Below are 13,014 nucleotides of genomic sequence, written 5' to 3' on the forward strand. Positions count from 1 at the left end.
CACCGCACCGGCCCCGTCTCACCGCACCGGCCCCGCCTCACCGCACCGGCCCCGCCTCACCGCGCGGACCGGCGCGTCCTGGCAGGGTGAGGCCGTGAACATCCTCCAGCGCCTGCGCGAACGTTTCTGGTTCGTGCCGGCCGTCATGGTCGTTGTGGCGGTCCTGCTCGCCGAGGCCCTCATCGCCGTCGACGAGCTGGCGACCCTGCCCACGCTGCCCGGCTGGCTCGACTCGATCATCTACCGCGTGGGCGAGAGCGGCAGCCGCGACATCCTCGGTGCGATCGCCGGGTCGTCCCTCGCCGTCGCCGGCACGACCTTCTCCATCACGATGGCGGTCCTCGCGCTGACGTCCTCCAGCTACGGCCCGCGCCTGGTACGCAACTTCATGGCCGACCGCGGGAACCAGGCCGTCCTGGGCGTGTTCGTCGCGACCTTCCTCTACAGCCTGCTGGTGCTGCGCTCGATCCGGGCGCTCGGCGACCCCGGCGACCCCGAGGCGGAGGTGTTCATCCCCCACCTGGCGGTCAACGGCGCCGTCGTCCTGGCCGTGCTGAACATCGCCGTGCTCATCTACTTCATCCACCACATCTCCGACTCGATCCAGGTCTCGACCATCGCCCGCCGGGTCCGGCAGGACCTGCACGCGACCGTCGACCGGCTCTACCCCGAGCAGATCGGCCGTGACCTCGACGTCGACGCCCGTCTGCCCGACCGGCTCGAGGAGGAGGCCGCGCCCGTGCGCGGCGGACGGACCGGCTACGTCACCTACGTCGACGAGGCGGCGCTGCTCGACGCCGCCCGCTCGGGAGACGCGCTCCTCGCCCTGCGGGTCATGCCCGGTCGCTACGTCCTGGAGGACACCGTGCTCTGCCTCGTCCACCCGCGGGACCGACGGGACGACGAGCTCGTGAAGAAGGTGCGGGACGCCGTCGTCGTCTCCGACGCCCGCACGCCTTACCAGGACGTCGACTTCGCGGTGCAGCAGCTCACCGAGCTCGCGGTGCGGGCCCTCTCCCCCGGCACGAACGACCCGTACACGGCCGTCAACGCCCTGGACGACCTGTCCTCGGGCCTTGCCCTCCTCGCCGCCCGCGAGCTGCCCTCCCCGTGGCGGGCGGACGACGACGGCGTCCCGCGCGTCCACGCCCCGCGGCCCGACGCCGTCTCCCTCACCTCCGACGTCCTGGACCACGTGCGCTGGTACGCCGGGACCGCGCCGTCGGTCATGCACGCCGGCCTGACCCTGGTGCGGCGGGTCGGCCGGCACGCCCAGGACCAGGCCCTGCGCGCGCGGCTGCTCACCCAGGTCCGGTTGCTCACCGAGGCGTTCGAGGGTGCGGGGCACCAGGAGCACGACGTCGAGGTGTTCCGCGAGCGGGCCGACGAGGTCACCCGGGGACTCGCCCGCACGGGTGCCTGAGAGCCGCCGGGGCCCCTGACACCCGGCACGGTCACACGCGCGCCCGGCGGCCCGCCACGCGCCACCGGCAGGCTGGGGCGCGCAGGCTGGGAGACCCCGCAGTGCGGGTGCCTGCCTGCCGACGCCCGACCCGGAGGCTGCGCCGCGGGTCGACAGACCCGCCCCCGGCGGGGCTAGCGTGGACGCCCGACGCCGACCCGAGGAACCGCCGTGACCCCTGCACCGCACCTGCTCGACCAGCCCCACCACGACGGCTCCGAGGTGTACGTCCCGCCCGGGACGCCGCGCCTGGGTGACGTCGTCCCCGTGCGCCTGCGGGTCCCGGGAGCCCGGCGCGAGGTGTGGGTGCGCACCGTGCGCGACGGCGAGCCGATGATCGCCCCGGCGCGGCCGGACCGGTCGGTCGGCGAGGAGCACTGGTACGTCGCCGAGGTGGACGTGCACAACCCGGTGACGGGCTACCGCTTCCTCGTCGCCGAGCCGGGTGGCTACCGCTGGCTCAACGGGCGCGGCGCCCACGCCCGGGACGTCCCCGACGCCGCCGACTTCCGGCTCAGCGTCCACGAGCCCGCACCGGCGTGGACGGCGTCGTCGGTGGTCTACCAGGTCTTCCCCGACCGCTTCGCCCGCTCCTGCGGCCACGACGGCCCGCCGCCCGGCCCGCTGCCCGAGTGGGCGCTGCCCACGGCGTGGGACGAGGTCCCCGGCGCCCGCGGCCGCGGCGTCGGCAGCCAGCTCTACGGCGGGGACCTGCCCGGGGTCGAGTCCCGCCTGGACCACCTCGAGCGCCTCGGCGTCGACACCCTCTACCTCACCCCGTTCTTCCCCGGCCGGTCCAACCACCGCTACGACGCTCGCACGTTCGACCACGTCGATCCCCTGCTCGGCGGTGACGAGGCGCTCGCCTCGCTGCGCGCCGCGCTGCGCTCGCGCCGCATGCGGCTCGTCGGAGACCTCACGACCAACCACACCGGCGTGGCCCACGAGTGGTTCGACCGGGCGCGCACCGACGTCGGGACCGCCGAGTCGTCCTTCTACCACTGGGACGACGGCGAGCCGGGGTACGTGGGGTGGCTCGGCCACGCCTCGCTGCCCAAGCTCGACCACCGGTCCCCCGAGCTCGCACGGCGCCTGGTCGAGGGGCCGGGGTCCGTCGTCGCCCGCTGGCTCGCCGAGCCCTACGCGCTGGACGGGTGGCGGATCGACGTGGCCAACATGACCGGCCGGTACGGCGCGGTGGACCTCACCCACGCCGTCGCCCGGACCATCAGGGAGACGATGCGCGCGGTGAACCCCGAGGCCGTGCTGGTCTCGGAGCACTTCCACGACGCCGGCGCCGACCTCGTCGCGGGCGGCTGGCACGCGAACATGAACTACTCCGGGTTCACCCGGCCGGTGTGGACCTGGCTCGTCGAGCCGGGCTCCACGCTGCCGTTCCTGGGGATGCCCGTGCCGGTGCCGCGCCGCGGTGCCGGCGCGGCGGTGGCCACGATGCGCGAGTTCGACTCGGCGGTGCCGTGGTCGGTGACGGCACGGCAGTGGAACATGCTCGGCTCGCACGACACCGCACGGATCCGCAGCGTCCTGGGCAGCCGCGAGCGGGCGGAGGTGGCGGCGGCGCTGCTGCTGACCTACCCCGGGACGCCGGTGATCTTCGCCGGCGACGAGGGCGGGATGACCGGCGTCAACGGTGAGCACGCCCGGCGGACCATGCCCTGGGCGCAGGTCGACGCCGGCGGCGGGCCGGACTGGGACGCGGCCACGTTCGAGATCTACCGGTCGCTCCTCGCCGTGCGGCGGTCCTCGCGGGCACTGCGCGAGGGCGGCCTGCGGTGGGCCGTGGTCGACGACGACGCCGTCGCGTACCTGCGCGAGACGAGCGACGAGCGGGTGCTGGTCCTCCTCGCCCGGGCGCCGTGGTCGGGCGCGCGGCTGCCCGCCTCGCTCGCCGCGGACGGCGCCGAGAACCTCTACGGCGGGGCGCCGCTGCTCGTCGGACCGGGCGGGGTCGAGCTGCCGGGCGACGGCCCCGGCGCGCAGGTCTGGCGCCTCGGCTGAGCCACCGCGCCGGCGGCCGCGACGCCGGCCCACTCCGGGCGGCGGCGGTCAGCGGGTCGTGTCGACGACGCAGAACCGGTTGCCCTCGGGGTCGGCGAGGATGACGTAGTCGGCGTCGGCGGGCTGCTTGTCCCAGTGCACGCGGGTCGCGCCGAGCCCCACGAGCCGCTCGACCTCGCCGCGCTGGTCCTCGGTGTACAGGTCCAGGTGGATCCTCGGCGGGACCTGGACCGGCGCGGGGACCCTGTCGAGGGAGATGTGGGGGCCGGACCGGCCGGCGCGCGGGCGCAGCAGGACGAAGTCGTCCTCCTCGCCGCTGCCGTCGCGGGGCATGTAGTCCAGCGCGGCCGACCAGAACGCGACCTGCCGGGGCAGGTCGTCGACCCGGATGACGATCGAACCGACGGTGAGCACGCCGCCCTCCCTACACCGGTAGGTGGGCCCGCAGCGGCATGCGCGGGCCGAAGCGCTGGTGACGGATGCCGCTCAGCTCGACGAGGCGCTGCACCCGGTAGCGGTGGCCGCGGAACGGCTCGAGGAGCTCGGCCATGCCGGCGTCGTCGGTCCGCCGTCCGGTGAGGGCGTAGCCGACGTCCTTGGCCACGTTGTAGTCGCCGAAGCTCACGGCGTCGGGGTCGCCGTGCGCGCGGACGCGGACCTCCGCGCTCGTCCACACCCCGATGCCGGGGATGGAGCGCAGCCCGCGGTCGGCACCGGCGTGGTCGCGCTGGAGGGTCCGCTCGAGCGCGTCCGCCCGCCCGGCCGCGGCCACGATCGTCGAGGACCGGGAGTGGTCGATGCCCAGCCGCAGCCACTCCCACGACGGGATCGCCACCAGGGCCGACGGGGCGGGCTGGACCCGCAGGCCCAGCCCCGCCCCGGGCCCCGGGGCGGGCTCACCGAAGCGGCCCACGAGGCGCCGGTAGCCGGCGAACGCCTCCGACCCGGTGACCTTCTGCTCGATGACGGCCGGCACGAGCGACTCCATGACCAGCCCGGTCCGCGGCACCCGCCAGTGCGGGTGGGCGCGCCGCAGCCGGTCCACGACCGGGTGTCGCTCGGCCCGGAACCCCGACGGGTCGTCGCCGGCACCGAGCATGGCGGGGACGGCGTCGAGCACCCAGTCCGCGCCGTCGCCCCAGGCGGTGGCGAGCACCTCGCCGTCCGCGGGACGCACGCTCAGGCGCAGGGTCGCCGTGCCGGTAGGGGTGCGCACGCCGCGCCAGGCCGCACCGTCGGCGGCGGCGAGGAAGGTCGGGTCCCCGGGACCGTGACGCAGGACGGCGAGCTGCTGCGCCACCCGGCAGGGCCAGGTGGGGCGCCAGGTGCGCTCCGCCGTCGTCACGTGACCAGCGTAGGCGCGCGGGGAACCCGCGGAGCGGCTGCGCCGCCGGGCCGCCGGGCCTACTTCCCCGGGCCCTTGCCGCCACCCTTGCCCTTGCTGCCGCTGACGACCGGCTCGGCGGCGGCGGGTGTCGGGGCGAGCTCGGCGACCGTGAGGTCCGAGCGCAGGACGGTGCTCGTGGTCGTGCCGAGGTAGATGTGGCCGTCCGCGACGGCGATCGAGCGCGCGTCCTCCGGGACGGAGGTGGTCACCTGCTGCCAGGTGACGCCGTCGGCCGACCGGGCGATCCCGCCGCCGCCGAGGACCCACACGTGCTGGTCGTCGCTGAAGACGTCGATCGCCCCGATGCTCCCGCCCGTGATGGTCTGCCGTGTGGGAGCGGGCGACTGGTGCAGCGTCCGGCCGTCGAAGGTGGTCACGACCGTCCCGCGGCCGCAGACGAGGGTGTCGGCGAAGACCTCGATGTCGGAGGCGTCCGAGGGGAGGCAGACGTTGCCGAGCCGCGTGCTCCCGGTGGTCCAGCGGCGGCCGTCGAAGATCCGCACCGGACCGGAGGAGCTGGTGGTGCCGTAGTGGCGCGCCTGGACGTAGATCTTCCCGCCGAGCTCGGCCACCCAGTAGTAGCGCTCGTAGCCGCTGGCGGTCGCGGGCAGGTCGGTGACCGCCTGCTCCCACGTGGTTCCGCCGTCGACGGACCGGTACGCGACGGCGCCGACCCGGTCGGTGCCGTCGAGGTAGGCGGAGCCGGCGACCCAGAGGTCGCTGCCGTCCATGGTGGCGACGTCGTAGGCGTGGACGACCGGCACCGCGGCGGCGTTCTCCCACCTCCCGGAGGCGTCCGTGGCGAAGCCCGAGGGTGTGCGCCACCCGGCCCTGGGGTCGGCCATCGGGGCGAAGCGGGTCCCTCCGACGTCGCGGACCACCTGGATCTCCTCGGTGGGGACGCCGGCGAGGGCGACGGCGACCTCGCCCGTCGCGGGGTCGAGCGTGACGAGGTCGATTGGTCCGGTGTTGTCCCCGTAGTCGCCGTAGCCGAGGTGGATGAGACCGTCGTGGACGGACAGGTCGTCGATGATCCGGCCCTGGGCGGAACGCTGCGCCGCGACCGGGGCGACGGTGGCGACGGTGCTGTACCCCGGCTCGCCGGCCGGGGCCTCGACGGCGGCGCCGGCGGGAACGGCCACGGCAGCCGCGGCGACGAGCGCGGCGGCGAGGGCGGGTGCTTGGGCGGCTGCGCGGCGCGCGCGGGATCGCGACATGGGGATCTCCGGGGTGGGGCGGCTGGTCGGCGACGAGGTCGGACGACGGATGTCGCGCACACCATCCCGGCCGTCGCGCACGCCGCGCGGACGCCACGCACCGCCCCGCAAAAGTGTGTCGCAGATCACTGCGACCCTGGGACCTGTGACGCCTGTTCGGGGGACTTAGGTCCCGGGATCAGGGCCGCCGCGGGTCACCGGGCGGGCCCCACGGCAGGGCCGGTCCGGCGGGGGAAGAATGGGGGCATGGCCTCCCCCGTCGTGTCGTGTCCCGCCTGCGGGACGAGGAACCGTGTGCCGGTGACCACCGGCGGGCGGCCGCGGTGCGCCGCCTGCCACGCCGACCTGCCCTGGGTGGTGGACGTCTCCGGTGCCGAGTTCGCGGACGCCGTCGAGGGCAGCGCCGTCCCGGTGCTGGTGGACCTGTGGGCACCCTGGTGCGGCCCCTGCCGCCAGGTCTCCCCCGTCGTCGAGCAGCTGGGGCGCGAGAACGCGGGTCGGCTCAAGGTCGCCAAGGTCAACTCCGACCTCGCACCGGAGGTGGCCGTCCGCCACAGGATCAGCGGGATCCCGACGCTGCTCCTCTACTCCGGGGGCCGGGAGGTCACCCGCGTCGTCGGTGCGCAGCCGGCCGGACAGCTGCGGCGTTGGCTCACCGAGGCCCTCGCGAGCACCTGACCGGAGGACGGCGGGCTCACCTCACGGAAGAGCAGGCCCGTGGTCGTCACCAACGGTGGTCACGCTCACGAGCGCACGTGCCGGTCGGCGAGGTCGTCGAAGACCTCCCGGTTCAGCCGCAGGGCGTACCGCGCCTCCGCGACGACGGCGGCGCGCTCGGTCGCATCGAACGGCAGGGCGTCCAGGCGTTCGCGGTAGGCGTCCTTGTAGGGCTTGACCTTCTCGATGCCGTCGAACCGGTAGAACCGAAGCCCCTCCTCGGCGACGCCGTAGTGCCGGCGCAGCATCGCGGCGACCACCTGCCCGCCCGAGAGGTCGCCGAGGTAGCGCACGTAGGCGTGGGCCGCGTACCCGACGTCGGTCGCGGCGACGGCGTCGAGCCTGCTCACGTAGCGGCCCACGGCGGGTACGGGCTCGACCCGGCCTTGCCAGTCCGGTCCCCACAGGTGCGCCAGGTCCGCCTCCAGCGCCGCGGTCCGGGCGAGCTCGGGCGCGACGAGCGCGGCTGCGGCGCCGGTGAGCCGGCCGCCACCGGCCTCCAGAGCGCGGTACACCCCGAGCTGCTGCGCGGCGAGGTCGGCGTACGCGTCCGGTCCGAGCCGGCCGTCGAGCAGCGCGGTCACGAAACCGGCCGACTCCGCCGCGCGGTGCTCCGCGCGGGTGCCCTCGCGCAGCTCGGTCGCGAGCCCGGCCGAGGCCCCGGCGGGGGCTCCGGTGGAGCGCCCGGCCGACTCCTCGGTCGAGGCTGCCGTCGAGGTTCCGGTCGGTCGCCCGGCCGAGAGCTCCGCCGTCAACTGGTGCTTCACGCCGTCTCCTGTTCGTCCGTCCGGGTGCCGCAGCAGGAGTCGTCATTCGATCACGTCCGGTGGCCCGCACGCGCGCCACGGCGTGCCGCATCCTGGGCCCGGGAGGACAGGACCGCCTCCGATGCTGCACCCTTGGACCTGGCGCCGAGCACACGGCGCACCGGATCGCTGCGCTGGGAGACCCGCGCGATCCGCACCGGGGACGGAGACTGCGTGGACGACTCGCTGCTGGCGCCGCAGGTGCCCGTCGACCTGGACAACTGCGCCCGCGAGCCGATCCACATCCCCGGGTCGATCCAGCCGCGCGGCCTCCTGCTGGCCCTCGCGGCGGACGACCTCACGGTCCTCCACGCCTCCGACAACACCGAGGGCCTCCTCGGGATCCCCGCCCGTGAGCTCCTCGGCGGCCCGCTCGCCGGCGCCGTGGGCACGGAGGCGGCTGCCGTCCTCGCGGCCCGGTTCGCCGAGCCCGGTGAGGTCCGTGACCGCAACCCGCTCACGCTCACGGTGCGCGGCGCGAGCGTGGACGCGATCCTCCACCGCCCGCCGCGCGCGGACGGCGCGCGGGAGCGACCGGACACGGCCTCGCCGGTCACGGGTACCCGGACCGTCGCCGGCACCGGCACCGGCGCGCAGGGCGCCGGTGGTACGGCTGCCGGGGTCGTCGTCGTCGAGCTCGAGGCGGTCTCGGGCGACCGCCCGCTGACCTACACCGGCACGTACCAGGCCGTGCGCGGCGCGGTCGAGTCGCTCAACCGCGCCCACAGCCTCACCGCCCTGTACGACACCACGGCCCGCGAGGTGCGAGAGCTCACCGGGTTCGACCGGGTGATGGTCTACCGGTTCGACGAGGAGTACAACGGGGAGGTCGTCGCCGAGGCGCGTCGCGGCGACCTCAACCCCTTCGTCGGCCTGCACTACCCGGCGACCGACATCCCCAGCCAGGCCCGTGCCCTGTACGAGCGGAGCTGGATCCGCCTCATCTCCGACGTCGGGTACACGCCCGCGCCGATCGTGCCCACGCTCGACCCGCGCACCGGCGCACCGCTGGACCTGACGTTCGCGACCCTGCGCAGCGTCTCCCCGATCCACCTCGAGTACCTGCAGAACATGGGCGTCACGGCGTCGATGTCCATCTCCCTCCTCAAGGACGGGAGCCTGTGGGGCCTCATCGCCTGCCACCACTACTCCGGCCCGTTCGCCCCGCCCTACGGCGTGCGCGCGGCGGCCGAGTTCCTCGGCTCGGCCCTCTCGCTGCGCCTGGTCGCCCAGGTGGAGGACGAGCGCATCGCCGCGGCCCGCCGGGTGGCGCGCGACCTGGCCGGCCTGGTCGCGGCCTCGCGCGACGAGGCGGTGCCGCTGGCCGAGGCTCTCACCGCCGACGACGCGATCCTCGAGCTGCTCGGCGCCGACGGCGTCGTCGTGCGCGCCCAGGGCGACACCCGCACGCTGGGCCACGCCCCCGGCCCCGCCGGACGCGACGCCCTCCTCGCGTGGGCGGGCACGACCACCGGCGACTACGCCTGCACCACCTCGCTCGTGCGTGACGTCCCCGAGGTCGCCGCCCTGGTGCCCGACGTCGCCGGTGTCCTGGCGATCACGATGTCCGGTGGGGACGCCGTGGCTTGGCTGCGCCGCGAGGTCGTCCACTCGGTCGACTGGGGCGGGGACCCGCACAACAAGGCCCTCGCCCGCCTGGAGGGCGACACGGTGCGGCTGAGCCCGCGCAGGTCCTTCGACCGGTGGCGCGAGACCGTCCGCGGGTCCTCCCTCCCCTGGACCGACGACCAGGCCGACACCGCGAGGCTGCTGCGCCGCCACGTCGTGGAGGCGATGTACACCCGCACCCAGCGCGACGCCCGCGCCGCCGAGACCCTCCAGTCCTCCGCACTGCCGGCGCACCTCCCGCAGGTGCCGGGCTGGGCGCTCGACGCGCGCTACGCCCCCGCCGACGGCGGTCGGGTCGGCGGGGACTGGTACGACGCCCTCACCCTGCCCGACGGCCGGCTCGCCGTCGTCGTCGGCGACGTCGCCGGCCACGGTCTGCACGCCGCCTCGACGATGGGTCAGCTCCGCAACGGCCTGCGCGCCCTCCTCGTGCGCGACCCGGACCCCGCCGCGGCGGTCACCGCGCTCGACGAGCTCGTCCGCGCCACCATGCCCGGCGAGATGGCCACGCTGCTGGTCGCCGTCGTCGACCCCGGCACGGGTGCGGTCGACTACGTCCGCGCCGGCCACCTGCCGCCCGTGCTGCTCGACGCCGACGGCGACGCGGTCCTGACCGACGACGTGCACACCACCCCGGTCGGCTTCGTCACCGGGCACGTCACGCCGGGCCGCCTCACCGTCGCTCCCGGCGGCTCACTGATCCTCTTCACCGACGGGCTCGTCGAGCGACGCGGGACCTCGCTGCGCTCGGCGCTGGAGTCGCTGCGAGAGGCGTTCGGGCAGGCGCACGCGGCGGCCGCGGGCCGCGCCGGCGACGGCAGCTGGGGCGGCGACCCGGACGGAGGGGACGGCCCGGACGAGGGTGCCGGCCCGGCCGGCGGCGTCGACCTCGACGCCGTCGTCGCCCGGGTGCGTGACCCACGTTCGGACGACGACGCCACCGTGGTGGTGGTGCGCCGGGTTAGGCTCGAGGCGATGACGGACGTGACCTCATGATCGGGACCCCTGGCGACATCGCGCTGCGCGCGCACGAGGGCGAGGTGCACGCGGTCCTCGTCGGGGAGGTCGACCTCGACGCCGTGAGCCGCCTCAAGGACGAGCGCGACCACGTCGGGGTCGTCCACGCCGTCGACTCCTCGGAGCTGACGTTCCTCGACTCCTCCGGCCTGCGCTTCCTGCTCGGCCTCACCGCGCTCAACCCCGGGATCCGGCTCGTCAACCCCTCCCCGGTGCTCCTCGAGCTGCTGGAGATCACCGGCACCGCCGGCATGTTCCGCATCGCCTGAGCGCCGCGGCCACTCGCCGGGGTCGGCGCCGCGCCCGGCGCTCAGTCGGTCAGCAGGTCCTCCACGCCCGCGACCACCTCGACGTCGACGCCGGGCCGGGCACCGTCACGCACGTCCCGGTCACCCAGCGCCTCGCCCAGGCGGACGGTCTGGAGCATCGGCACGCCGACGTCGGGGCACGAGAACCCCTCACGGGTGGCGCGGCGGGCGACCGTGAACGCCGAGACGACCACCTCGTCCGCGTCCTCGGCGACCTCGACCCGGTGCGGGTCCCCGCACCCCGGCACACCCCCCAGGTAGCGCACGAGAAGCTCACGCTCACCCACGACCGCCACGGCCTCGACAGGCGCGGGGCGAACCCGGTCGAAGCCGACGACGAGGGCGTACCCGCCCACCGCGGTGAGAGCCAGCACGATCGTGCCGACGAGGTACAGGCTCAGCGCCCGCACCCGCGTCCGCCCCTCGGCCGACAGGTCACCCACCCGTGCATCGTCGCCTGCCGGGACCACCGAACGCCAGAGATCCACCCGGGGAGACGCTGGTCCCTCGGAAATCACCGTCACCACCTGGGACGATGGAGGTGTCAGGCCCAGGGACCCGCGGCCGGTCCGGCCGCGCGACGCGACGGCGCCCGCCGCCGCGGCCGACGAGGAGGTTGGCGATGAACGAGCAGCAGTTCGAGAAGATGCGCAGCGGCGCGGGCTTCGTGGCCGCCCTCGACCAGAGCGGCGGCAGCACGCCCAAGGCGCTGCGCCTGTACGGCGTCGAGGACGACGCCTACGCCTCCGAGGAGGAGATGTTCGACCTCGTCCACCGGATGCGAGCCCGCATCATGACCAGCCCCGCCTTCACCGGCGAGCACATCCTCGGCACGATCCTCTTCGAGAACACCATGGACCGCGATGTCGAGGGCCGCCCGACCGCCGAGTACCTGTGGGACGTCAAGACGATCGTCCCGATCCTCAAGGTCGACAAGGGGCTCGACGCCGAGACCGACGGCGCTCGCATGATGAAGCCGATGCCGGGGCTGGACGACCTCCTGGCCCGGGCCGCGGAGAAGGGCATCTTCGCCACGAAGATGCGCTCCGTCGTCTGCGGCCCCGGGGCCGGGCTCGACGCGGTCGTCGACCAGCAGCTCCAGGTGGCGCACCGCATCATCAAGGCCGGGCTCGTGCCGATCATCGAGCCCGAGGTCGAGATCCGCTGCCCCGAGAAGGAGGCCGCCGAGGACCAGCTCCACGCCGGCCTGCTCGCCCACGCGGAGCGGCTCGGGCCGGACGAGTTCATCATGCTCAAGCTCACCCCGCCCGAGCGGGACGACCTCTACGCCGACCTCGTCGCGCACCCGCAGGTGCTCCGCGTGCTGTTCCTCTCCGGCGGGTACTCCCGCGACGAGGCCTGCGAGCGCCTGGGCCGCAACCACGGCTGCGTCGCGAGCTTCTCCCGCGCCCTCACCGAGGGGCTGCGCGCCGAGATGAGCCCGGAGGAGTTCGACGCCGCGCTCGGCGCGTCCATCGCGCAGATCGCGGCCGCGTCAGCGACCTGAGCCCAGCGGCCACCGGCGTGCGCGAGCGCCCCGGCGCGCACGAGCGCCGTGGGCGTGCCTAGCATCGGGGCGACGGGTGAGCGCGTACCCGCCGCCCCGACCCCCAGGAGCCCGCATGATCCCCGTCGGTGTCACCGCCATCCCCACGCAGGGCGCCGAGCTCGCCGCGCGGGTCGCGGCCTCGCTGCGCGAGGCGCTCGACCTGCGCGAGGAGCACGTCCGCGTCGAGGCCGGCATCTCCGCCCCGGAGCAGGTGGACCACCTCCGCATCGACCTCACGCACGCCGTCGTCGACCGCCACCACCTCACGGTGCGACCCTGGCGACCCCCGGCCCCCCGCGGCGGTGTCGCGGCCACGGTGACGTCCCTCGCCGTGACCGGCGCGCCGCTCGTGCTGTTCGGTGCGTCGGTCGCCGTCGACCTCGAGGCCGGGAACGTGCCCGCGCGCTGGGTCCACGACGAGCAGTCCCGCCTGTGGCTGGTCTTCACCGAGGAGATCTCGCCCGTCGGTCCCGCCCGCGGCCGTCTCGCCATCACCGGGGACGTCGCCGCGCTGACGGCCGCGGTCGAGCAGGTCGCCGGGGAGCTCGCCCGCAGCAAGGGCCTGACCCTGCGGGAGCTGAGCGTGGTGCCGCGGACCGTGGGGCCGGACCGCTGGCAGGTCGAGGTCCGCGCGACCGTCACCAAGGGCTTCGTCTCGAGCCGGGTCAGCGCCGATGCGCAGGTGCACCTCGACCCGGCCCTCGTCCTGCACGTCGAGCAGGTCGACGTCCGCGCGGGCGGGATGCTCGGGAAGATCGCCGAGGGACTCGCCGAGGGCTACCTGCGCCGCGTGCGGGGCCGGCGGATCCCGCTGGGCGCACGGCCCGTGGCCGGAGCCCGGCTGACCTCCCTCGACGTCGACCTCGACGGCCGCTTCCACCTCGCCGCGACGCTCGGCTGACG

Annotated in this window: 12 protein-coding genes; 7 read left to right on the forward strand and 5 right to left on the reverse strand. The window is 75.2% G+C overall.

Translation table 11 applies throughout. The features are described 5' to 3' along the window. Positions 1-94 precede the first annotated feature (94 nt). Both AAEM63_RS10585 and AAEM63_RS10590 read left to right on the forward strand, forming a co-directional pair. Positions 95-1,423 carry a DUF2254 domain-containing protein gene (locus AAEM63_RS10585; RefSeq protein ID WP_341358235.1) on the forward strand — a complete coding sequence of 443 codons (1,329 nt, stop codon included), beginning with the start codon at positions 95-97 and terminating at the stop codon, positions 1,421-1,423. Positions 1,424-1,633: 210 nt separating this feature from the next. Further along, a complete protein-coding gene (locus AAEM63_RS10590; RefSeq protein ID WP_341358236.1) occupies positions 1,634-3,481 on the forward strand; it encodes a glycoside hydrolase family 13 protein in 1,848 nt (615 codons plus the stop codon). 48 nt (positions 3,482-3,529) lie between these two features. Here AAEM63_RS10590 and AAEM63_RS10595 read toward each other — a convergent pair whose 3' ends face one another. Genes AAEM63_RS10595 through AAEM63_RS10605 form a run of 3 tightly spaced genes read right to left on the reverse strand, consistent with a single transcriptional unit; the run spans position 3,530 to position 6,085 of the window. Then, on the reverse strand, positions 3,530-3,895 hold the full coding sequence (locus AAEM63_RS10595) for a VOC family protein (protein WP_341358237.1): 366 nt from the start codon (positions 3,893-3,895) through the stop codon (positions 3,530-3,532). Positions 3,896-3,905: 10 nt separating this feature from the next. Then, entirely contained in the window at positions 3,906-4,826 is a 921-nt protein-coding gene (locus tag AAEM63_RS10600) for a DNA-3-methyladenine glycosylase 2 family protein (RefSeq protein ID WP_341358238.1), read from the reverse strand. A gap of 59 nt (positions 4,827-4,885) precedes the next feature. Next, positions 4,886-6,085 carry a hypothetical protein gene (locus AAEM63_RS10605; RefSeq protein WP_341358239.1) on the reverse strand — a complete coding sequence of 400 codons (1,200 nt, stop codon included), beginning with the start codon at positions 6,083-6,085 and terminating at the stop codon, positions 4,886-4,888. 294 nt (positions 6,086-6,379) lie between these two features. Between AAEM63_RS10605 and trxA the strand changes: the two genes are divergently transcribed. Then, positions 6,380-6,763, forward strand: a complete 384-nt coding sequence (gene trxA, locus AAEM63_RS10610; RefSeq protein WP_341358240.1) for a thioredoxin — start codon at positions 6,380-6,382, stop codon at positions 6,761-6,763. A 65-nt stretch (positions 6,764-6,828) separates the two neighbouring features. Here the strand turns inward: trxA and AAEM63_RS10615 are convergent, their stop codons facing one another. Beyond that, positions 6,829-7,569, reverse strand: coding sequence for a biliverdin-producing heme oxygenase (locus tag AAEM63_RS10615; protein ID WP_341358241.1), 741 nt, complete (start codon positions 7,567-7,569; stop codon positions 6,829-6,831). A 213-nt stretch (positions 7,570-7,782) separates the two neighbouring features. On the opposite strand from AAEM63_RS10615, the gene AAEM63_RS10620 reads away from it, so the two are divergent. Next, positions 7,783-10,233, forward strand: a complete 2,451-nt coding sequence (locus AAEM63_RS10620; RefSeq protein WP_341358242.1) for a SpoIIE family protein phosphatase — start codon at positions 7,783-7,785, stop codon at positions 10,231-10,233. Beyond that, positions 10,230-10,523, forward strand: a complete 294-nt coding sequence (locus AAEM63_RS10625) for an STAS domain-containing protein (protein ID WP_341358243.1) — start codon at positions 10,230-10,232, stop codon at positions 10,521-10,523. The genes AAEM63_RS10620 and AAEM63_RS10625 overlap by 4 nt, the downstream gene beginning before the upstream one ends. Before the next feature lie 41 nt (positions 10,524-10,564). Here the strand turns inward: AAEM63_RS10625 and AAEM63_RS10630 are convergent, their stop codons facing one another. Beyond that, on the reverse strand, positions 10,565-11,005 hold the full coding sequence (locus AAEM63_RS10630; protein WP_341358244.1) for a hypothetical protein: 441 nt from the start codon (positions 11,003-11,005) through the stop codon (positions 10,565-10,567). 179 nt (positions 11,006-11,184) lie between these two features. Between AAEM63_RS10630 and AAEM63_RS10635 the strand changes: the two genes are divergently transcribed. After that, on the forward strand, positions 11,185-12,069 hold the full coding sequence (locus tag AAEM63_RS10635) for a fructose bisphosphate aldolase (protein ID WP_341358245.1): 885 nt from the start codon (positions 11,185-11,187) through the stop codon (positions 12,067-12,069). Between the two features lie 115 nt (positions 12,070-12,184). Beyond that, on the forward strand, positions 12,185-13,012 hold the full coding sequence (locus AAEM63_RS10640) for a hypothetical protein (RefSeq protein ID WP_341358246.1): 828 nt from the start codon (positions 12,185-12,187) through the stop codon (positions 13,010-13,012). Positions 13,013-13,014 lie beyond the last annotated feature (2 nt).

Source organism: Georgenia sp. M64 (genome assembly GCF_038049925.1).
Classification (GTDB): domain Bacteria; phylum Actinomycetota; class Actinomycetes; order Actinomycetales; family Actinomycetaceae; genus Georgenia.

Bases quoted from the DNA above. Each gene is read 5' to 3' on its own strand.
- AAEM63_RS10605 (WP_341358239.1), bottom strand. From the start codon at position 6,085: ATGTCGCGATCCCGCGCGCGCCGCGCAGCCGCCCAAGCACCCGCCCTC.
- AAEM63_RS10625 (WP_341358243.1), top strand. From the start codon at position 10,230: ATGATCGGGACCCCTGGCGACATCGCGCTGCGCGCGCACGAGGGCGAG.
- AAEM63_RS10640 (WP_341358246.1), top strand. From the start codon at position 12,185: ATGATCCCCGTCGGTGTCACCGCCATCCCCACGCAGGGCGCCGAGCTC.
- AAEM63_RS10635 (WP_341358245.1), top strand. From the start codon at position 11,185: ATGAACGAGCAGCAGTTCGAGAAGATGCGCAGCGGCGCGGGCTTCGTG.